19 protein-coding genes and 1 pseudogene are annotated in these 19221 nt (G+C 71.4%); 14 read left to right on the top strand and 6 right to left on the bottom strand.

The window, feature by feature from the left end:
* Nucleotides 1–102 precede the first annotated feature (102 nt).
* The gene (locus BMX97_RS18990; protein ID WP_091752895.1) at nucleotides 103–405 is read left to right on the top strand and encodes a hypothetical protein; all 303 of its coding nucleotides are present in this window, start codon (nucleotides 103–105) and stop codon (nucleotides 403–405) included.
* A 43-nt stretch (nucleotides 406–448) separates the two neighbouring features.
* Here BMX97_RS18990 and BMX97_RS18985 read toward each other — a convergent pair whose 3' ends face one another.
* Both BMX97_RS18985 and hppD read right to left on the bottom strand, forming a co-directional pair.
* Nucleotides 449–2176: an ABC transporter ATP-binding protein gene (locus tag BMX97_RS18985; RefSeq protein WP_091752894.1), complete on the bottom strand. Its 1728-nt coding sequence runs from the start codon at nucleotides 2174–2176 to the stop codon at nucleotides 449–451.
* A gap of 277 nt (nucleotides 2177–2453) precedes the next feature.
* Complete coding sequence (gene hppD, locus BMX97_RS18980) at nucleotides 2454–3584, bottom strand: 4-hydroxyphenylpyruvate dioxygenase (protein WP_091752893.1); 1131 nt, start codon at nucleotides 3582–3584, stop codon at nucleotides 2454–2456.
* Between the two features lie 121 nt (nucleotides 3585–3705).
* Here hppD and BMX97_RS18975 point away from each other — a divergent pair, with 121 nt between their 5' ends.
* Nucleotides 3706–4197: an Lrp/AsnC family transcriptional regulator gene (locus BMX97_RS18975; RefSeq protein WP_091752892.1), complete on the top strand. Its 492-nt coding sequence runs from the start codon at nucleotides 3706–3708 to the stop codon at nucleotides 4195–4197.
* 138 nt (nucleotides 4198–4335) lie between these two features.
* On the top strand, nucleotides 4336–5388 hold the full coding sequence (locus BMX97_RS18970; protein WP_091752891.1) for a patatin-like phospholipase family protein: 1053 nt from the start codon (nucleotides 4336–4338) through the stop codon (nucleotides 5386–5388).
* A gap of 18 nt (nucleotides 5389–5406) precedes the next feature.
* On the opposite strand, the gene BMX97_RS18965 is transcribed toward BMX97_RS18970, so the two are convergent.
* Together BMX97_RS18965 and BMX97_RS18960 are read right to left on the bottom strand one after the other, a co-directional pair.
* Nucleotides 5407–5838, bottom strand: a complete 432-nt coding sequence (locus tag BMX97_RS18965; RefSeq protein ID WP_091752890.1) for a CBS domain-containing protein — start codon at nucleotides 5836–5838, stop codon at nucleotides 5407–5409.
* A 134-nt stretch (nucleotides 5839–5972) separates the two neighbouring features.
* Nucleotides 5973–6785: a rhomboid family intramembrane serine protease gene (locus BMX97_RS18960; protein ID WP_091752889.1), complete on the bottom strand. Its 813-nt coding sequence runs from the start codon at nucleotides 6783–6785 to the stop codon at nucleotides 5973–5975.
* A gap of 475 nt (nucleotides 6786–7260) precedes the next feature.
* On the opposite strand from BMX97_RS18960, the gene BMX97_RS18955 reads away from it, so the two are divergent.
* Nucleotides 7261–7866, top strand: a complete 606-nt coding sequence (locus BMX97_RS18955; RefSeq protein ID WP_091752888.1) for a PAS domain-containing protein — start codon at nucleotides 7261–7263, stop codon at nucleotides 7864–7866.
* A gap of 185 nt (nucleotides 7867–8051) precedes the next feature.
* Nucleotides 8052–8627 (top strand): PilZ domain-containing protein, encoded by a 576-nt coding sequence (locus BMX97_RS18950; protein ID WP_244538524.1) that lies wholly within the window; start codon nucleotides 8052–8054, stop codon nucleotides 8625–8627.
* Nucleotides 8628–8915: 288 nt separating this feature from the next.
* Here BMX97_RS18950 and BMX97_RS18945 read toward each other — a convergent pair whose 3' ends face one another.
* Nucleotides 8916–9398, bottom strand: coding sequence for an MmcB family DNA repair protein (locus tag BMX97_RS18945; RefSeq protein ID WP_091752886.1), 483 nt, complete (start codon nucleotides 9396–9398; stop codon nucleotides 8916–8918).
* Nucleotides 9399–9685: 287 nt separating this feature from the next.
* Between BMX97_RS18945 and BMX97_RS18940 the strand changes: the two genes are divergently transcribed.
* Genes BMX97_RS18940 through BMX97_RS18930 form a run of 3 tightly spaced genes read left to right on the top strand, consistent with a single transcriptional unit; the run spans nucleotide 9686 to nucleotide 12381 of the window.
* A complete protein-coding gene (locus BMX97_RS18940) occupies nucleotides 9686–10513 on the top strand; it encodes an ABC transporter ATP-binding protein (RefSeq protein ID WP_177202282.1) in 828 nt (275 codons plus the stop codon).
* Between the two features lie 48 nt (nucleotides 10514–10561).
* The gene (locus BMX97_RS18935; RefSeq protein WP_060849145.1) at nucleotides 10562–11347 is read left to right on the top strand and encodes an ABC transporter permease; all 786 of its coding nucleotides are present in this window, start codon (nucleotides 10562–10564) and stop codon (nucleotides 11345–11347) included.
* A 29-nt stretch (nucleotides 11348–11376) separates the two neighbouring features.
* Nucleotides 11377–12381, top strand: coding sequence for an ABC transporter substrate-binding protein (locus tag BMX97_RS18930; RefSeq protein WP_091752884.1), 1005 nt, complete (start codon nucleotides 11377–11379; stop codon nucleotides 12379–12381).
* A 207-nt stretch (nucleotides 12382–12588) separates the two neighbouring features.
* On the opposite strand, the gene BMX97_RS18925 is transcribed toward BMX97_RS18930, so the two are convergent.
* On the bottom strand, nucleotides 12589–13215 hold the full coding sequence (locus BMX97_RS18925; protein WP_091752883.1) for a cupin domain-containing protein: 627 nt from the start codon (nucleotides 13213–13215) through the stop codon (nucleotides 12589–12591).
* Between the two features lie 103 nt (nucleotides 13216–13318).
* Here BMX97_RS18925 and BMX97_RS18920 point away from each other — a divergent pair, with 103 nt between their 5' ends.
* The 6 genes and pseudogenes from BMX97_RS18920 to BMX97_RS32185 form a co-directional block, all read left to right on the top strand.
* Nucleotides 13319–14092, top strand: coding sequence for an ABC transporter substrate-binding protein (locus BMX97_RS18920; RefSeq protein ID WP_091752882.1), 774 nt, complete (start codon nucleotides 13319–13321; stop codon nucleotides 14090–14092).
* 16 nt (nucleotides 14093–14108) lie between these two features.
* Entirely contained in the window at nucleotides 14109–14762 is a 654-nt protein-coding gene (locus BMX97_RS18915; RefSeq protein WP_060845378.1) for an amino acid ABC transporter permease, read from the top strand.
* Nucleotides 14759–15490: an amino acid ABC transporter ATP-binding protein gene (locus BMX97_RS18910; protein ID WP_091752881.1), complete on the top strand. Its 732-nt coding sequence runs from the start codon at nucleotides 14759–14761 to the stop codon at nucleotides 15488–15490. The genes BMX97_RS18915 and BMX97_RS18910 overlap by 4 nt, the downstream gene beginning before the upstream one ends.
* A gap of 14 nt (nucleotides 15491–15504) precedes the next feature.
* Nucleotides 15505–16791, top strand: coding sequence for an NAD(P)/FAD-dependent oxidoreductase (locus BMX97_RS18905; RefSeq protein WP_091752880.1), 1287 nt, complete (start codon nucleotides 15505–15507; stop codon nucleotides 16789–16791).
* A gap of 168 nt (nucleotides 16792–16959) precedes the next feature.
* A pseudogene (locus BMX97_RS34355) lies at nucleotides 16960–18888 on the top strand (diguanylate cyclase); the annotation flags it as partial.
* A 102-nt stretch (nucleotides 18889–18990) separates the two neighbouring features.
* Nucleotides 18991–19221, top strand: a 231-nt coding sequence (locus BMX97_RS32185) for a transposase family protein (protein WP_143074655.1), incomplete at its 3' end; no start/stop codon positions are given.

The raw sequence follows: 19221 nt of genomic DNA, 5'->3' as shown, positions 1-19221 counted from the left end.
GCAGGCGCCACCGGGCACGATCCGGTGCGATGTCTTATGCCGTCAGACCTAGGCTGTACGCCCGAATGTTGCTCGGGCGTTGCAGGCCCTATCTGTGCCCGCATGATCTCGACGCTCGACCTGCTGCCGGCTGCCGAGAGCCGCGCCTCCGCTCCCGCCGCTGCCCCGGCGGCGGACCTCCTCGCGCATGTCCTGCGCGACCTCGCCCTGTCCTACGAGGCGGAATGCCCGGGCGGCTTCGCCCGGTTCCGGCAGGGGCTGACGGTCGAGATGCTGGCGGTGATCGCCCGCTTCTCCGGCCCGGCGACGAGCGACGAGGCTGCGCTCGCCCTGGCGCGGCAGGTCCACGAGACCCTGCTCGACGTCGAGGAGGACGTCTGGGCCCTCCACACCTCGGCGCACTGACGCCGTTTCCCGTCCGGTCGCGTCGCGATCGAACGGCCGCGGATCACTCCGCGGCCATCGCCTCGCCCTGCGCCGCGTGCAGGCGCGTATAGGCGCCGTCCGCCGCCACCAGGGCGTCGTGCGAGCCCTGCTCCACGATGCGCCCGCCCGACACGACCGCGATGCGGTCGGCATGCCGGATGGTGGCGAGGCGGTGGGCGATGACGAGCGTGGTGCGCCCCTGCGTCAGCTCGGCCAGCGCCTGCTGGATCTCGCGCTCGGTCTGGGTGTCGAGCGCCGAAGTCGCCTCGTCGAGGATCAGGACCGGCGGGTTCTTCAGGAAGACCCGGGCGATCGCCAGGCGCTGCTTCTGCCCGCCGGAGAGCTTGACGCCGCGCTCGCCCACGACCGTGTCGAGGCCGTCGGGCAGCGTCGCGATCAGGGTGTCGAGGCGCGCCCGGTGGGCCGCCGTCCGGATCTCGTCCTCGCTCGCATCGAGCCGGCCATAGGCGATGTTCTCGCGGATCGTGCCGGCGAACAGGAAGACGTCCTGCTGCACGATGCCGATCTGGCCGCGCAGGGAGGCCAGCGTCAGGTCGCGGATGTCGTGGCCGTCGAGGGTGATGCGCCCGCCCTCGACGTCGTAGAAGCGCGGCACCAGCGAGCACAGGGTGGTCTTGCCGGCCCCCGACGGCCCGACGAAGGCCACGGTCTCGCCGGCCCGGACCGCGAGGTCGACGCCGCTCAGGACCTCGCGCCCGTCGCCGTAGCCGAAGCGCACGCCCTCGAACCGGATCTCGCCGCGCAAGGGGGGCGCGGGCACCGCGCCCGGCCGGTCGACGATGTCGGGGGCGGTGGCGAGCAGCGCCATGTAGCGCCGGAAGCCCGCGATGCCCTTGGGATACGTCTCGACCACCGCGCTGATCTTCTCCAGCGGCCGGTAGAAGACCCCGACGAGAAGCAGGAAGCCGATGAAGCCGCCGGGGCTGAGATCGCCCCGCACCACGAAGGCGGCGCCACCGAGCAGCACCACGATCTGGACGAGGCGCATGCCGAGGTAGTTGAGCGACAGGCTCGCCGCCATGATCCTGTAGGCGTCGAGCTTGGTGGCGCGGTAGCGCTCGTTGTCGGCGGCGAAGAGGCGGCGCTCGTGGGCCTCGTTGGCAAAGGCCTTCACCACCCGGATGCCGCCGACATTCTCCTCGATGCGAGCGTTGAAGGCGCCGACCCGGCCGTACTGCGCCTGCCAGTTCTGCGTCATCCGTCCGCCGTAGCGCACGGTGACGAAGGCGATGACCGGCAGGATCGCGGCGGTCATCAGGGCCAGCGGCGGATGGACGTACAGCATCAGTCCGAAGGCGCCGAACAGCGTCATCACGGCGATGAACAGGTCCTCGGGCCCGTGATGGGCGACCTCGCCGATCTCCTCCAGGTCCTTCGTCACCCGGGCGACGAGATGGCCGGTCTTCTGGTTGTCGAAGAACCGGAACGACAGCGTCTGCAGGTGGTCGAAGGCGCGCGAGCGCATCGTCGTCTCGATGTTGATGCCGAGCACGTGGCCCCAATAGGTCACCACCACCATCAACCCGGCATTGGCGACGTAGAGGAGCGCCAGGCCCGCGGCGGCGAGCAGGATCAGGCTCCAGTCCTGGCGCGGCAGCAGCACGTCGACGAAGGCCTTGACCGCCATCGGGAAGCCGAGCTCGAGGAGGCCCGACAGGATGGCGCAGCCGAAATCGACGAGGAACAGGGTCCGGTACGGCCGGTAATAGGCGAGGAAGGCCTTGAGCATGACGGTCCGGTGGCGGTGGGACGCGGGCCGGGGCCGGCGCGCGGGCCTCTGATAGGCGGGAACCCGCCCGCGCGACAAGGCGACGGCTCGCGCCATGAAGTCGCCCCGGCCCGGATCGCCGACGCCGGCTAATGACAGGCCGGGCGGAGGTCCGCCCTCACCTTCTTCGTTATTATTCCAGATATAAGCAAACGAAGGCCCCGTCTCCCGGGCCGGGGGACGGGGCCATGCCTGATCTGCGGCGATGCCCGGCTCTTCGACGAAGCCCGGATCGACCTCAGGCGGCCGCGTCGCGCGGCCCGTGATCCGCCAGCACGCCGCGGCGGATCTGGTCCTCCTCGATCGACTCGAACAGGGCCTTGAAGTTGCCCTCGCCGAAGCCGTCGTCGCCCTTTCGCTGGATGAACTCGAAGAAGATCGGCCCGATGGCGTTGGCCGAGAACAGCTGGAGCAGGATCTTGGTCATCCCGCCCTCGACCACGCCCTCGCCGTCGATCAGGATGCCGTTCCGCTCCATCCGCTCCAGCGGCTCGCCGTGGCCGGGCAGGCGCGTCTCGACGCGGCGGTAATAGACCGACGGCGGCGCCGGCATGAAGGCGACGCCGCCCGCCCGCAGCGCCTCGATCGTCGCGTAGATGTCGCGGCAGCCGCAGGCGATGTGCTGGATCCCCTCGCCGTTATAGGCGTGCAGGTATTCCTCGATCTGGCTCTTCTCGTCGGCCGATTCGTTGATCGGGATGCGGATCTTGCCGTCCGGCGAGGTCAGCGCCTTCGAGAACAGGCCGGTCTGCTTGCCGGCGATGTCGAAGTAGCGGATCTGCCGGAAGTTGAAGATTTTCTCATAGAACCCGGCCCAGACGCCCATCCGGCCGCGATGCACGTTGTGGGTCAGGTGGTCGAGGTAGAACAGGCCGAGGCCCTCGGGCCTGGGGTCGCGCGCGCCGAGCCAATCGAACTCGGCCTCGTAGGGTGAGCCCTTCCGCCCGTAGGTCTCGACGAAGTAGAGCAGCGAGCCGCCGATGCCCTTGATCGCCGGCACGTCGAGGGTCTTGCCCCCTTCCGCCGGGTCGGCCGGCTCGGCGCCGTGGGCGAGCGCCCGCTCGTAGGCGGCCTTGGCGTCGACGACGCGGAACGCCATCGACGGGGCGCAGGGGCCGTGGGCGGCGACGAAGCGGTGGCCGTGGCTGCCGGGCTCCTCGTTGACGAGGTAGTTCACGTCGCCCTGGCGGTAGACGGTGATCGCCTTGGTGCGGTGGCGCGCCACAGCGGCAAAGCCCATGGCGCGGAAGAGGTCGTGCAGGGCCTGCGGCTCGGGATGGGCGTATTCGACGAACTCGAACCCGTCCGTGCCCATCGGGTTGGCGACGGTGACCTGGGCGGCCGGGGCGTCGTGCGGATAGGGGCCCATCGTTCGCGTCCTCCTCTGCGTTCGTGATCCCCATCAGAGCATGGACGGCCCGCGCGGGGCGTGCGAAATCCGGGCGCCGACCCGGCCTCCGCGCACGGATCGTGCATGGAGACGCCCGGCGATGACCGATCCTCTCACCCTCGACGGGTTCGACCTGAAGATCCTCGCGGCGCTGCAGGAGGACGGGCGCCTCGGCAACCAGGAGCTCGCCGAGCGCGTCCACCTCTCGGCCAGCCAGTGCTCGCGCCGGCGCCTGCGGCTGGAGGAGCGCGGGGTGGTGCGGGGCTACCGGGCCGAGCTCGCCCCGGAGCCGCTCGGGCTCACCGTCACGGTCTTCACCAAGGTGGCGCTCGCCACCCACAACCGCGACAACGCCCGCCGCTTCGCCGAGCTGGTCCGCGGCCTCGACTGCGTGCTGGAGGCCCACGTGATGACCGGCGACAGCGACTACCTGCTCAAGCTGATCGTGCCCGACCTGAAGGCGCTCTCGGCGGTGATCAACGACGTGCTCCTGCCGCATGAGAGCGTGGCGCACGTCCATTCCGCGGTGGTGCTCGACACGCTGAAGGAGGCGGCCGCCCTGCCGCTGCCGCGCGGGCCCTCCTCCGCCTGATCCCGCCGTCCCGGGCCTCCCGATCCTCACGCACCCGATTCCCCAACGAAAGGGCGATGCAACCTCCACCGTTGACGAACGCTTGATGGTTCCAGGCCACACTGCGATCCGGGACAAGCCCGGCGGAGGTCAGGCGCCATGATGTGGGACGGCATCGCACTCTTCTCCGGCGCGCCCGTGCGGCGCTCAGCGGACGGCGTGCTGGGTGCCGCGGGTGTTCCTCCCCTGCGTGAGCCCGAGCGGCCCCGGCGGGCCAAGGTCGGCCTGGCGCTCGGCGGCGGGGCCGCCCGGGGCTGGTCCCATATCGGGGCGATCGAGGTGCTGCAGGAGGCCGGTATCCCGATCGACGTGGTGGCCGGCTGCTCGATCGGGGCGGCGGTGGGCGCCTGCCACGCCGCCGGCAAGCTCGGCGAGTTGCGCGACTTCGCCCTCACCCTGACCAAGCGCCGGGTGATGGGCCTGCTCGACTTCCACATCAGCGGCTCGGGGCTGATCGCCGGCGAGCGCCTGCGGCGGCTGCTCGAGCGCGACCTCGGCAGCGCCCGCATCGAGGATCTCCCGCTCACCTTCGCGGCGGTGGCGACCGAGCTCGGCACCGGGCACGAGATCTGGCTCACCCGCGGCGGCCTCGTCGAGGCGGTGCGGGCCTCCTACGCGCTGCCCGGCATCTTCGATCCGGTGAAGATCGCCGGGCGCTGGCTGATGGACGGGGCGCTGGTCAATCCGGTGCCGGTCACCGCGGCGCGCGCGCTCGGGGCCGACGTGGTGCTCTGCGTCAACCTCAACGGCGACATGCGGGTGCGCGGCACGGTGATCCAGTCGCACGGGGCGGAAGGGGCGGACGCGGTGATGGAGGCGGCTGCCGAGGCCGCCGGTGCGCCGGCCGAGGAGGCGCGGCGCTGGCCGCTGATCGGCGGGCGGCGGGCGAAGCCGAAGCCCCGCCCGGAATCCGGCGCGCCGAGCGGCATCGCCAGCGTGATGGTCGACGCCTTCAACATCACGCAGGACCGGATCTCGCGCTCGCGGCTGGCCGGCGACCCGCCCGACGTGATGATCAACCCGAAGCTCGCCCAGATGGGCCTGTTCGAGTTCCACCGCGCCGAGGAGTGCATCGAGCTCGGCCGCCAGGCCACCCGGCGGATGTTGCCGGAGATCCACGAGATGATCGCGGCCGCCGTCACGCCGGCGTGACGCGGCCGCCGGCGGGCATCAGGCGGTGGCGATGTACTCGCGCATCGCCTGGTGCTCGGCCTCGACCGACTCGATCCGGTGCTTGACCACGTCGCCGATCGACACGAGCCCGACGAGGCGGCCGTCCTCGACCACGGGGACGTGACGGAAGCGGCCGTCGGTCATCAGCTCCATCACCTCGTCGACGGCGCTGGCGCGGCTGCAGCAGATCACCTTGGCGGTCATGTGCCGGGAGACCGGTGCCTCGAGCGCTCCGCCGCCGCCGCGGACCACCGCCCGGATGATGTCGCGCTCCGACAGGATGCCGAGGACGGTCTGGCCGGCATCGCTCACCACCAGGGCGCCGATGCCCTTCTCGGTCAGGAGCGCGGCGGCCTCCGCCAGGGTGCGGTGGGGCTGCACGGTCACGACGGTGCGGCCCTTCTGCGACAGGATGCGCGCGACGGTCATCAACACCTCCCAGGGTCGGGCCCCGCCGGCCGTGACGGTCCGGGCGGGACTCTCGGTTGCGAGGCCGAGTGTGTGACCGCGGGACGCGGGACGCAAGCACCCCGGAAGTCGAAGGGAAACAACCCCCGCCGGGCTCAGCGCCGCCCGATGCGCTCGACCAGGGGCAGCAGCAGGAACCCGACGACGAAGCCGCCGAGATGCGCGTCCCAGGCGACGGGCGCGTCGCTCAGGCCGAGCGGCAGGGCGGCGAGGCCGAACAACAGGTTGGTGACGAACCAGATGACGAGGAACACCACCGCCGAGCGATTGCGGAACAGCTCGGGGATCGTCTGCAGCCGGGTCGGCACCGGGCGCTGCCAGGGCACCGCGCCGGCGCCGGCGGGCTCGGGCGGATGGAAGGCGAAGCGCACCGCCGCCGCCATCAGCCCCGACACGCCCGCAGAGGCGCCGATCAGCGGCACGGTGCTCAAGGGGTCGATCAGGACATGGAGCAGGCCGCCGGCGGCGGTCGCCGCGAGCGCGATCACCCCGTAGCGCCAGGCGCCGCAGCGCCGCGCCACCGGGGAGCCGAAGGCCGCGAGCCAGACGCTGTTGAGGAGCACGTGGGCCCAGGAGCCGTGCAAGAGGGCGTAGGTGACGAAGGTCCAGGGCATCCCGTCGGCGTCCGCCACCAGGTAGGCGGCGAAGGCCTTGCGCAGCTCGACGCCGCCGCCATCCCCCTCGGCGGCGGCGCGCAGCACGTCGGCGGCCCGGCCCGGATCGAGGGCGAGGGTCCAGCGCGCCGGGATCAGGGCGAGGTCGAGCAGCAGGGTGATGTCCCAGACGTCCGGCAGGACCTGCCGCACGGCGTGGATCAGCACCAGGATCCCGACCGAGGCGGTGACCACGGCGGGCATGTTGAACACCGGCACGCGCGGCGGTCGCGGGAGGTCGGGGGTGGCATCCATGCGGGCACCATTGCGGGGCGCGGGGGCCGTCCGCAAGGGCGGGCGCCGCCGCGGCTTGGCGGGCACCCGGGAAAAGACGACCGGGCGGCCGAAAAAAAAGGGAGAGCGTTGCCGCTCTCCCCGAAGAGGATGATCGCGCCTGCCGCGTCGCGGCCGCGCGCGGAACGTCGTCAGGACCGTGACGACGCGGGCCGGATCCGGCCCTCATCCCTTTGCATGCGGGCGGGCTTAGGGCGCCGCGATGCGCCCGGCCAGCCCCAATCCGCCATCGTTCTCCACAATCGCCCGGGTGTGGGACAAACGCAACAGCATGAGGCCGGTAACCCTAACCGAACCTTACGCTCTCGCGCCCTTCGCGTTCGGCATAGGGTCTGCTCCACCGAATCAGCCGCGCCGGTGGCAGTCCCGAGATGGGACAACCTCCGGTAGCCCCCTGGGACCGCCCGTCCGCCCGACCGTGCCAGACCGAGACGCCATGAAGCACCCGACCAGCCGCATGCTCCACGCCTACTGGAACGGCTTGCGCGGCGCCCGCGCGGCGCCGGAGCGGGGCGAGATCGAGCCCGGGGAGATCCGCCACGTGCTGGCCGACAGCCTGATCCTGGAGATCGACGCCGCCTCCCAGGCCGCCACGGTGCGCCTCGCCGGCACGCGGCTCTGCGCCCTGTTCGGGGCCGAGCTGCGGGGCCTCTCCTTCGGCGGCCTGTGGGGCGAGGCCCCGGCGGCGGATCCCTGGCGGCTGGTGGAGGTGGTGATCCAGGAGACCGCCGGCGTGGTGGTCGGGCTCGTCGGGGTGACCGAGGCCGGCGAGACCCTCGACCTCGAATTGCTGCTCCTGCCCCTGCGCCACCGCGGCAAGACCCAGGTCCGGGTGATCGGCTCGCTCTCGCCGGCGGTGATCCCGACCTGGCTCGGCCTGCGCCCGATCGTGGCCCTGCGCACCGTGTCGCTGCGGATCCTTACCGGGGAGGCCAACGCGGCGATCGCCGCCCCGCTGGCATCCCCTCCGCCGGCGGCCAACGACGAGCCGGGGCCCGAGCGGCGCAAGCGCTTCGTGGTGCATCACGGCGGTCGGGCCTGACGGCACGGCGGTTCGTTAACCACTCGAACGCATGATCGTCCGGGGCGGCGGGTTCCGGACCGGGAGAGTCGAGCGTCATGGCGAGCGTGGGGGCGAGCGCGACGGGCAGCGCCGCGGAGGGCGCGCCGAGCGGCACCGCGGTCCGGCCGGCCTCGGTGATCGCGCGTGCCCTGTCCCTGCGCGCGATGGCCGAGCAGCGCCGGCACACCCGCGTCGCGGTGGCGCTCCTCGGGCGCTACATGCTGTCCGATCGGCAGGAATATCCCTGCCAGACCATCGACATGTCCCCCGGCGGGGTGCGCCTGACCTGCGCGGTCGGCGGCACGGTCGGCGAGCGCATCGTGATCTACCTCGAGCATGTCGGGCGGATCGAGGGGACGGTGGCCCGGATCCTGCCGGACGGGATCGCCGTGACGATCAACGCCACGACGCACAAGCGTGACAAGATCGCCTCGCAGCTGACCTGGCTCGCCAACCGGACCGAGCTCGGCCTGCCGGAGGACCGCCGGCACGAGCGCGTGGTGCCGCGCCGCGCCCTCACCACCCTGCATCTCGATGGCGGCCGCGAGATCGCCGCGCGCATCGTCGACATCTCGCTGTCGGGCGCGGCGGTGGCCTGCGAAGTCGACCTGCCGCTCGATATCTCCCTGACCGTCGGGCGCACGCCCGGCCGGGTGGTGCGCCGGTTCAAGGGCGGCGCCGCGATCGAGTTCCGCCTGCCGCTCTCGCCGGACCGGTTCGACGAGAATCTGGTGCTCTAAGCAGATTTCGCCGACGTGGTTACCGGTTCGGCGCCTAAAATCTGCGACAAGACAAGGATCTAAGCGGGCGAAGTGTTGGCCTGCCAACGCAAGTCTGCTTAGTGTCTCTCACAAAACTCCCGATCACCGCCTCGGCTTGCTGTGGCGGCGACATGGCGGCGGGAGTTTTGTGAGGTGCACTTAGACGGATTTCGTAAGAGTGGTCGCCGGCTTCGCGGCAGAAGCCTCCGACGAAGCAAAGATCTGAGCGGACGAAGCGTTGGCCCGACAACGCAAATCTGCCGAGTCCTACAGCGCCCCTTCCCGGATCGAGCCCGGATCGGCCAGCGCGTGGAGCAGGCCCGCCGCCGCGTGGGCGAAGCGCAGGGTCACGGCCTTGCGGCGGGCGCCGGCCAGGGGATGCTCGGGCGGATCGCGCAGGATCGCCGCCCCGAAGGCGTCGGCGATGATGAGCCCGGTGTCGTCCGGCAGGATCTCCACCGGCAGGGTCTCCGGCACCGCGAAGTAGAAGCGGTCGCAGAAGTCGCGGTAGTCGGGCCATTTCCGGTCGGCGCGGAAATCGGCGACGCTCGACTTGATCTCGATGATCGTCAGCTTGCCGCACGTCCCCAGCGCGATCAGGTCGGCGCGCCGGCCGTTGGCCAGGGTGAATTCCGGGATCGTGACGAAGCCGAGTTCGGCGAAGAGGCGCCGCACGCCGCGCTGGACGCCGAGGGCGGTCGGCGACTGGCGGCGGTCGACGGGGAGCGAGAGGGCGAGGGCGGCGGACAAGGCTGTGGAACGGACCGGCTGACGGGTTGCAAACGAGATCGAATCGGGAACGGCATCCGACCAGCTTCGGGCGGTGTTGTCACCTGCGGCCCGTGTCGCAGGTGCCGGCCCCGTCGGCCGGCGCGAAACCGGGATACGCGACGGATGGAGTGGTTGATCTCGCGGGCCCGCTCGCCGATGGTCGGCCGCGTCCGGGAGCCGCGCGAGACGGCCGGGACGACGGGAGGGAGACGGGACGCATGGTGGGGCAGCGCGCCGCCGAGGGGCGTAAGGGAGGGCGGTCCGGCATGCGCCTGGTCGGCGGCACGGCACTCGCCCACGGCGATGCGGTGCGCCTGGAGACCGTCAGCATCGCCTTCACCCTCAAGGGCGGCAAGCGCTACGTCGCCGTCGAGGGGATCGACCTCGGGGTGATGCCGGGCGAGTTCGTCGCCATCGTCGGGCCGACGGGCTCGGGCAAGTCGACGCTGCTCAACGCCGCCGCCGGGCTGCTCAAGCCTGCCTCGGGCAGCGTCACGGTCTTCTCCTCGGCGCTCTCGGGGCTCAACGCCCGCGCCGGCTACCTCTTCCAGGCCGACGCCCTGATGCCGTGGAAGACGGCCCTCGACAACGTCGCGGTGGCGCTGGAGCCGCAGCGCGTGCCGCGCGCCGAAGCCCTGGCGCGGGCCCGCGACTGGCTCGGCAAGGTCGGGCTCGCGACCTTCGTCGACCGCTATCCGCACATGCTCTCGGGCGGCCAGCGCAAGCGCGTGGCGCTCGCCCAGATGCTGATCCGCGATCCCGAGATCCTGCTGATGGACGAGCCGTTCGGGCCGCTCGACGCGCAGACCCGGCAGATCATGGGCAACCTGCTGCTGGAGCTGTGGGCGGCCAACCGCAAGGCGGTGATGTTCGTCACCCACGACCTCGAGGAGGCGATCGCGCTGTCCGACCGGGTGGTGGTGCTCTCGGCCGGCCCGGCCGCGAGAATCGTCGGCGAGTTCAAGGTCGATCTCCCCCGCCCGCGCGACATCAGCGAGATCCGCCTCGAGCCGCAATTCCACGCCCTCTACAAGGAGATCTGGTCGTGCCTGCGGGTCGAGGTCTCCCGCGCCTACGCGAGCGGTCCGGCGTGAGGACCCTGGCGTGACGCCTCATCGGAGATTCCTGCCGTGAACCGCCCCGTGAACCGCCTGGGCCTCCTCGCCCTGCAGATCCTCGTCGGCCTGATCGGCCTCGCGATCTGGCACGTGCTGACCGTCTACCCGATCCTCGGCGCGCCCAAGCAGATCCAGTTCTTCTTCTCGACCCCGGTCGAGGTCCTGAAGCGGACCTGGATGGAGATGACGAACCCGGAGATCTGGGGCCATCTCTGGATCACCCTGCAGGAGACGGTGCTGGCCTTCGTCTTCGGCGCGGCCGGCGGCATCGCCTTCGGGTTCCTGTTCGCCCGCAACGCGCTGCTCGCGGCGGTGTTCGACCCCTACATCAAGGCGGCGAACGCGCTCCCCCGGGTGGTGCTGGCGCCGATCTTCGCCCTGTGGTTCGGCCTCGGCATCTGGTCGAAGGTGGCGCTCGGCTTCACGCTCGTCTTCTTCATCGTGTTCTTCAACGTCTACCAGGGCGTGCGCGAGGTGAGCCCGGTGGTGCTGAACAACGCCCGGATGCTCGGCATGAGCGAGCGCGGGCTCTTGCGCCACGTCTACTGGCCCTCGGCGCTGACGTGGATGTTCTCCTCGCTGCACACCGCGGTCGGCTTCGCGCTGGTCGGCGCGGTGGTGGGCGAGTATCTCGGCTCCTCGGCCGGCCTCGGCTACAAGATCCACGAGGCCGAGAGCGTGTTCGACGTCACCGGCGTCTTCGCCGGGATGCTGATCCTGACCGTGTTCGTCGTCGTGATCGACACGGTCGTCACCCTGATCGAGAACCGCCTCCTGGTCTGGCGCCCGCAAGCCGGCGGCCAGGGCTGAGAGACCGGAACAACGGGAGGACACCACCCATGCAACGCCGCAGCTTCCTCGCCGGCGCCGCCGCCCTGGCGCTCGCCCCCGCCGCCCCGGCCCGGGCCGACACCGTGAAGGTGCGCATCGGCGTCGGCGGCAAGCCGCTGCTCTACTACCTGCCGCTGACGATCGCCGAGCGGAAGGGCTACTTCAAGGAGGAGGGCGTCGAGGCCGAGATCAACGATTTCGGCGGCGGCGCCCGCTCGCTCCAGGCGCTGATCGGCGGCTCGGTCGACGTGGTGACCGGGGCCTACGAGCACACGATCCGCATGCAGGCCAAGGGCCAGGACGTGCGCGCCGTGTGCGAGCTCGGCCGCTTCCCCGCCATCGTGATCGGGGTGCGCAAGGACCTCGCCGGCACGGTGAAGTCGGCCGCCGACCTCAAGGGCCGCAAGATCGGCGTGACGGCGCCGGGCTCCTCGACCTCGCTCACCGCCCAGTACGCGATGATCAAGGCCGGGCTGAAGGCCTCGGACGCGGCCCTGATCGGGGTCGGCGGCGGCGCCGGCGCCATCGCGGCGATGAAGAAGGGCGAGATCGACGCGATCTCCCACCTCGACCCGGTGATCGCCAAGCTCGAGGCCGACGGCGACATCACGGTCATCATCGACACCCGCACCGAGGCCGGCACCCGGGCGCTGTTCGGCGGCCCGAACCCGGCCGCGGTGGTCTACACCAAGCAGGACTGGATCGAGCACCACCCCGCCGCGACCCAGAAGGTCGTCAACGCCTTCGCCAAGGCGCTCAAGTGGATCGTCGCCGCCTCGCCCGAGGAGATCGCCGACACGGTGCCGCCGGCCTACCATTTCGGCGACAAGCCGCTCTACGTGCAGGCGGTGAAGAACTCGCTCGAGAGCTATTCCCGCACCGGCATCCCGACCCAGGAGGGCATGGCGAGCGTGCTGGAACTGGTGCGTACCCTCGATCCCGAGTTGCAGAGCGCCAAGATCGACCTCGCCACCACCGTCGAGGACCGGTTCGTCAAGCGGGCGATGGGCTAGAGCATTTTCCGACGAAGTGGAAACCGGTTCGTCGGAGAAAATGCGACAAAACAAAGACGTAGAGAGCTTCGCGATTGCAACGCGATCGTGAAGCTCTCTAAAGCATTTTCCGACGACGCGGTTACCGGTTCGTCGAAAGAAAATGCTGCGAAACTGGAGACCTGGAGCGTCGACCGGTCGCCGTGCGATCGGGTGACGCTCCGGCCCCTACTCCCCCGCCCGCGGCACGGCGTTGACCCACAGCACCGCGGCCGGCCGGTCGGGGTGCGGGTTGCGGTAGCGGTGCGGGCGCCGGCTGGCGAAGCGGAAGCTGTCGCCGGCCTGGAGCTCCGCCGTCGTGCCCTCGACCGTCAGGACGAGGGCGCCCTCCAGCACCAGCCCGGCCTCCTCGCCGTCATGGACCAGGGGCTCGTCCCCGGTGCCGGCGAGCGGCGCGAGCTGCATCAGGAAAAGGCTGAGCGCCCCGTCGCCCTGCGTCAGCAGCTGCTTGGTGATGCCGGCGCGCCAGAGGGTGAGGGCCGCCCGCTCCCCGGCCCGGGTGACGAACCCCTCGGCCCCGCCCGCGCCGGGTCCGTCGAACAGGGCGCCGAGGCCGATGCCGAGGAGGTCGGCGACGCCGGTCAGCACCCGCAGCGAGGGCGAGGACAGGCCCCGCTCGACCTGGCTGAGGTAGCCGATCGACAGCCCGGTCGCCGCCGCCACCGCCTTCAGCGACAGGTTGCGGGCCTGGCGCAGGGCGCGCAGCCGCTGCCCGACCGCGAGGTCGGCCGCGATCGGCCCGGCTGCCTGCCGGGCAACCTGCCCATTCCGTGGTCCGGCTGTCGCCTGTTTCATGTGCGTGAAATCGGATTGCGTGATGCAGCGAATTATGCCCTGATGTTCATGTCAATGAAATTTCGCGGCGGCATCGAAGCCGCCCGGCACGGGAGCGGGGACGATGAAGCGTCTGATGATGGCCGCGGGCGCGGCCCTGGTGCTCGCGGGGGCCCTGTCCCGGCCGGCCCTGGCGCAGGAGACCGTCCGGGTCGGCTCGACGCCGACCGGGGTGCCGTTCACCTTCCTCGACACCAAGACCAACACCATCCAGGGCGTGATGGTGGACGTGATCACGGCGATCGGGAAGGAAGCCGGCTTCTCGGTGCAGATCGAGCCGTTCCAGTTCTCGACGCTGATCGCGGCGCTGACGGCCAAGAAGATCGACGTCATCTCGGCGGCGATGTTCATCACCCCGCCGCGCCAGGAGGTGATCGCGTTCTCGGCTCCGGTCTACACCTACGGCGAGGGCCTGGTGGTGCCGAAGGCCGACACGAAGGCCTACACGGCATTCTCCGACCTCAAGGGCGAGACCGTGGGCGCCCAGGTCGGCACCGCCTTCGTCGACGCGCTGAAGAAGTCGGGCCAGTTCGGCGAGGTGAAGGTCTACGACACCTTCCCGGACATGCTGCGGGACGTGAATGCCGGCCGGGTCAAGGCGATCTTCGCCGACGCGCCGATCGCCGCCTACAACCTCAAGAGCGGCAACTTCCCCAACGCCCACCTCGTCGCCTCGTACAAGCCGGTGGTCGTCGGCTCGGTCGGCATCGGCCTGCGCAAGGACGACAAGGCCCTGCTCGCCAAGATCGACGCGGGGCTGTCCAAGATCAAGGAGAACGGCGAGCTCGCGCGCATCCTGGAGAAGTGGGGCCTGCAGCCCTCCGTGAACCCGTCCTGAGCGGACGCGCGATCCCATGGACGGCTTCCTGTCCGACGCCCGCGAGTTCCTGCCGATCCTGCTCCAGGGCGTCTGGCTGACGATCCTGATCACGGCGGGCTCGCTCGTGGTCTCGACCGCGCTCGGCCTCGTCTGGGCGATGATGCGGGTCTCGGGCGTGCGCGCCCTCTCGTTCTTCGCCGCGACCTTCATCAACGTGATCCGGGGCATCCCGATCATCGTGCAGCTGTTCTACATCTACTTCGTGCTGCCGGATTACGGGCTGTCGTTCTCGGCGGTGCAGGCGGCGGTGCTGGGCCTCGGCCTCGCCTACTCGGCCTACCAGGCCGAGAACTTCCGCGCCGCGATCGAGGCGATCGACAAGGGCCAGGTCGAGGCGGCCCAGACCATCGGCATGGGCTGGGGGCTGACCATGCGGCGGGTGCTGCTGCCGCAGGCCCTCCGCACCGCGCTGCCGCCCTACGGCAACGTGATGATCATGATGCTGAAGGACTCGTCCCAGGCCTCGACCATCACGGTCGCCGAGCTGGCGCTCCAGGGCAAGCTCGTCGCCTCGGCGACGTTCAAGAACACCAGCGTCTTCTCGCTGGTCGCCCTGATGTACCTGACCCTGAGCCTGCCCCTGATCCTGATCGTGCGCCACTTCGAGAAGCAGGCCCGCCGGCGATGATCGTGCTCGACGACGTCCGCAAGTCCTTCGGGGCGCTGCCCGTCCTGAAGGGCATCACCGCGCGGGTCGACCGGGGCGAGGTGGTCTGCGTCATCGGCCCCTCGGGCTCGGGCAAGTCGACGGTCCTGCGCTGCATCAACGGGCTCGAATCCTACGACGGCGGGACGATCACGGTGAACGGCCAGAGGGTCGACCGCGCCGACCGCTCGATCCGGGCCGTGCGGGTCCAGGTCTCGATGGTGTTTCAGCGCTTCAACCTGTTTCCGCACCGCACGGCGCTCGAGAACGTCGTCGAGGGGCCGATCTACGTGAAGGGCGAGCCGCGCCGGGAGGCGACCGAGCGCGGCCGGGCGCTGCTCGCCCGCGTCGGGCTCGCCGGCAAGGAGGACGCCCACCCGCCCCAGCTGTCGGGCGGGCAGCAGCAGCGGGTCGCCATCGCCCGGGCTCTCGCCATGCGGCCCGACGCGATCCTGTTCGACGAGCCGACCTCGGCCCTCGACCCCGAGCTCGTCGGCGACGTGCTCGGCACGATGCGCGGGCTCGCCGAGGAGGGCATGACCATGGTGGTCGTCACCCACGAGATGGGCTTTGCCCGCGAGGTCGCCGACCGGGTGCTCTTCCTCGACGGCGGGGTGATCGTCGAGGAGGGCGCCGCCCGCGAGGTGCTGGGGCGCCCGCAGCAGCCCCGCACCCAGGACTTCCTGCGGCGCGTGCTGAACCCGTTGTGACGAGGCGTTCCCCGATGACCGAGCCCTTCCCCCTCGGACCCGCCCTGTGGGCCACCACCGCCCCTCCCCCGCCGGCGACCGCACCGCTGACGGAATCCGGCCGGGCCGACGTGGTAGTGATCGGCGGCGGGTTCTGCGGCCTGTCGACGGCGCTCCACCTCGCCGAGGCCGGGTTGAAGCCGGTGCTGCTGGAGGCCCGCGAGATCGGCTTCGGCGGCTCGGGCCGCAACGGCGGCCAGGTGATCCCGGGCCTCAAGCACGATCCCGACGAGCTGGTGGCGATGTTCGGGCCTGAGCGCGGCGAGCGCCTCGCCGCCTTCGGGGCCGGCACGGCGGATGCGGTGTTCGACCTCATCGACCGGCACCGGATGGACGTGCCGCGGACCCGCACCGGCTGGATCCAGGGCGCGCACACCGACGAGGGGCTGGCGCAGGCCGAGCGCCGGGCCGAGCAATGGGCGCGGCGCGGGGCGCCGACCCGCCTCCTCGACAAGGCGGAGGCCGACCGGCTGATCGGCTCCGAGCGCTATCGCGGCGGCTGGCTCGACGGGCGCGGCGGCGCGGTGCAGCCCCTCGCCTATGCCCGCGGCCTCGCGAAGGCGGCGCTCGCGGCGGGTGCCGTCCTCCACACCGACACCCCGGTCGCCGGCCTGTCGCGCCGGGGGACGACCTGGACCGTGCGGACGGGCCGCGGCCCGAGCCTGACCACCGAGCGGGTGGTGCTGTGCACCAACGGCTATTCCGGCGACCTGTGGCCGAAGCTCCGCCAGACCATCATCGCCGCCAACTCCTTCCAGGTCGCCACGGTCCCGCTCTCCGACAACCTGCGCCGCACGGTGCTGCCCGAGGGCCAGGTCTCCTCCGACACCCGCAAGCTGCTGCTCTATTTCCGCCTCGACCATACCGGGCGGCTGCTGCTCGGCGGGCGCGGGCCGTTCCGCGAGCCGCGCGGGGCGGCGGACTGGGCCCATCTGGAGCGGATCGTCCCCAAGCTCTTCCCGCAGCTCGCCGGGATCGGCTTCGACCATCGCTGGTGCGGGCGGGTCGCGGTGACCCGGGACTACCTGCCCCATCTGCACGCCCCCGAGCCCGGCCTCCTCATCGACATCGGCTGCCAGGGCCGCGGCGTCGGCCTCCAGACCCGGATGGGTCAGGCGATCGCGCGGTTCGTCGCCCGGGACGATGCCGACGCGCTGCCGCTCGCCCCGAGCCCGATCACGCCCCTGCCGCTGCACGGCCTGCACCGGCTCTACGCCGCCGCGGTGGTGGCCTGGTACCGGCTGCAGGATGGAGGGCTGTAGGACCCGACGCCCCCGGCGAGGTCGCTCCGCCGCCCGTGTCCGGAGGACGGCGCGATCTGAGGGTTTTCTAAAGAAACTCTTGGACCGGTGGACGATCGCGGGCGTTTTCACGGCTTCTTAAACTTCCCGTGCGCACACCGGCCTCATCTCCGCGACCATGTCGACCAGATGAGACTCGTGGGCCCGACGACCGACACGACAGCGCCGGCCCCGGCCCAGCGCGGACGTTCCTTCTGGATGATGGCCGTGTCCGCCGGCCTGCTGGCGGCGGTGATCGCCGCCGGCTCCGGGCTGCTCGTGCGCGACCTGCACGACCAGGCGGTCGCCGACACCGAGCGCAACCTCGTCGGCCTTTCCACCGTCCTCGCCGACCAGGCCGAGCGGGCGCTGCAGGCGATCGAGCTGGTCCAGGACACCGTGATCGGCGAGTTCAAGGCCTCGGGGGTCTCCCGCCCGGAGGACTACGTCGCCCTGGCCAGGCGGCCGGCCCTGCACGAGGCGCTGCGGACGCGCATCGCCGCCCTGCCGCAGGCGAACGCCGTCACGGTGATCGACCGCGACGGCAGCCTCCTGAACTTCAGCCGCTACTGGCCGATCCCGGCGGTCAACATCGCCGACCGGGATTATTTCCGGGCCATGGCGACCGATCCGACGCTCGACCGGACGATCAGCCGCCCGTTCCAGAATCGCGGCGACGGCGCCTGGACGATCTACATCGCCCACAAGGTGCGCGCGCCGGACGGCGCGTTCCTGGGCCTCGTGCTCGGTGCCGTCGAGCTCGGCTACCTCGAGCGCCTCTACGCGGCGATCGCCCCGGCCGGCGACTACGTGATCTCCGTCTTCCGCGACGACGGCACGCTCCTCGTGCGCCATCCCCAGCGCGAGGGCAGCATCGGCCGGAGCTACATGGACGCCGCCGCCCTGCGCATCGCGCTCACGAGCCCGAGCGGCGGCGTGATCCGCACGATCAGCCCGATCGACGGGCGCGACCGCATCGCCGCCACCCGGTCGCTGGCGCGCTTTCCGCTCATCCTGAGCGTCAGCCGCACCACGGAGGCCGGGCTCGCCGCCTGGCGCCAGCAGGCCTGGCTCATCGGCGCGGGCGCCCTGGTGCTCGATCTCGGCCTCGCCGGGATGGTGCTGCTCGGCCTGCGCCAGGCGCGGGCCCAGGTGCGCCTCGCCGAATCGGAGGCCGCCCGGGCGGCGGCCGAGGCGCGCGAGCGCGGCGAGCAGGAGCTGAACGCCCAGCAGGCCCAGTTCCGCATCGCCCTCGACCACATGACCCAGGGCCTGTGCCTGTTCGACCGCGACGACCGGCTGATCGTGATGAACGCGCGCTACGCGCGGATGCACGCCGTGCCGGACGCCCTGCGCCGGCGCGGCACGCCGGTGGCCGCCCTGCTCGAGCATCTGGGCAGGGATGGCGGGCCGGCGAACGCGCTGGTGACGGCCTGCAGCCGCACCGCCGGCGGCGCCCCCGCGGCGATCGCGGCCGGCGTCTCCGCCAGCCATACATGCGACCTGCCCGACGGGCGGGCGATCGCGATCGTCCACGTGGCGGTCCCCGGCGGCGGCTGGCTCGGCACCCACGAGGACGTGACGGAGAAGCGCCGGGCCGAGCAGCGCATCGCCCACATGGCCGGCCACGATGCCCTGACCGGGCTGCCGAACCGCGCCCGGATGCAGGAGCGCGTGGACGCGGCGCTGGCCGGGCGGGCCGCGGACGAGGCGGTGAGCGTGCTCTGCCTCGACCTCGACGGGTTCAAGGACGTCAACGACACCTACGGCCACGCGGTCGGCGACGAGCTGCTGCGCCAGGTGGGCCTGCGCCTGAAGGAGGCCGTCGGCGACACGGCCCTGGTCGGGCGCCTGGGCGGCGACGAGTTCGCGGTGATGCGCTGCGCGCCCTCCCACCCGGCCGGGATCGCGGCGCTCGCCGAGCGGATCGTGCGGCTCCTGCGCGTGCCGTTCGAGGTCCAGGGCCACGAGGTCGGCATCGGCACCTCGATCGGCATCGCGACGACCGAGACCGGCGAGGTCACCACCGCCGAGCTGCAGCGCCGGGCCGACGTGGCACTCTACCAGGTCAAGGCCTCGGGGCGGAACGGCCAGGGCAATCGCTTCAGCCTCGGTGCGGGTTTGGGCTGCGCGAGGCGGAGGATGGTGGTTCACCTGGGGCTTGGCGTTCTGCGAGGCCCCATGCCGTCATCGCTGTCGATCCTCGACCACTTCTCCGCCCTGGAGGATCCGCGCCAGCATTGGCGGGTGATCTACCCGCTGCCCGAGATCCTGCTGCTGGTGTTGTGCGCCACGCTCTGCGGCATGGACGATTTCGTCGAGATCCGGCTGTGGGGTGACCAGCGCCTGGACTTCCTGCGTCGCTTTCTGCCTTACGCGCGCGGCTTGCCCGCCCACGATACCCTCAACGAC

Source organism: Methylobacterium sp. ap11, assembly GCF_900110515.1.
In the GTDB taxonomy this organism is placed as follows: Bacteria; Pseudomonadota; Alphaproteobacteria; order Rhizobiales; family Beijerinckiaceae; genus Methylobacterium; species Methylobacterium ajmalii.
Note: the sequence above shows the minus strand (reverse complement) of the source record. Positions and strands in the feature narration are given on the sequence as shown.

Coding starts and splice junctions, on each gene's coding strand:
- BMX97_RS18930 (WP_091752884.1), top strand. CDS start 11,377: ATGCAACGCCGCAGCTTCCTCGCCGGCGCCGCCGCCCTGGCGCTCGCC.
- BMX97_RS18970 (WP_091752891.1), top strand. CDS start 4,336: ATGATGTGGGACGGCATCGCACTCTTCTCCGGCGCGCCCGTGCGGCGC.
- BMX97_RS18905 (WP_091752880.1), top strand. CDS start 15,505: ATGACCGAGCCCTTCCCCCTCGGACCCGCCCTGTGGGCCACCACCGCC.
- BMX97_RS18990 (WP_091752895.1), top strand. CDS start 103: ATGATCTCGACGCTCGACCTGCTGCCGGCTGCCGAGAGCCGCGCCTCC.
- BMX97_RS18920 (WP_091752882.1), top strand. CDS start 13,319: ATGAAGCGTCTGATGATGGCCGCGGGCGCGGCCCTGGTGCTCGCGGGG.
- BMX97_RS18985 (WP_091752894.1), bottom strand. CDS start 2,176: ATGCTCAAGGCCTTCCTCGCCTATTACCGGCCGTACCGGACCCTGTTC.
- hppD (WP_091752893.1), bottom strand. CDS start 3,584: ATGGGCCCCTATCCGCACGACGCCCCGGCCGCCCAGGTCACCGTCGCC.
- BMX97_RS18965 (WP_091752890.1), bottom strand. CDS start 5,838: ATGACCGTCGCGCGCATCCTGTCGCAGAAGGGCCGCACCGTCGTGACC.
- BMX97_RS18940 (WP_177202282.1), top strand. CDS start 9,686: ATGCGCCTGGTCGGCGGCACGGCACTCGCCCACGGCGATGCGGTGCGC.
- BMX97_RS18950 (WP_244538524.1), top strand. CDS start 8,052: ATGGCCGAGCAGCGCCGGCACACCCGCGTCGCGGTGGCGCTCCTCGGG.
- BMX97_RS18915 (WP_060845378.1), top strand. CDS start 14,109: ATGGACGGCTTCCTGTCCGACGCCCGCGAGTTCCTGCCGATCCTGCTC.
- BMX97_RS18955 (WP_091752888.1), top strand. CDS start 7,261: ATGAAGCACCCGACCAGCCGCATGCTCCACGCCTACTGGAACGGCTTG.
- BMX97_RS18960 (WP_091752889.1), bottom strand. CDS start 6,785: ATGGATGCCACCCCCGACCTCCCGCGACCGCCGCGCGTGCCGGTGTTC.
- BMX97_RS18975 (WP_091752892.1), top strand. CDS start 3,706: ATGACCGATCCTCTCACCCTCGACGGGTTCGACCTGAAGATCCTCGCG.
- BMX97_RS18910 (WP_091752881.1), top strand. CDS start 14,759: ATGATCGTGCTCGACGACGTCCGCAAGTCCTTCGGGGCGCTGCCCGTC.
- BMX97_RS18925 (WP_091752883.1), bottom strand. CDS start 13,215: ATGAAACAGGCGACAGCCGGACCACGGAATGGGCAGGTTGCCCGGCAG.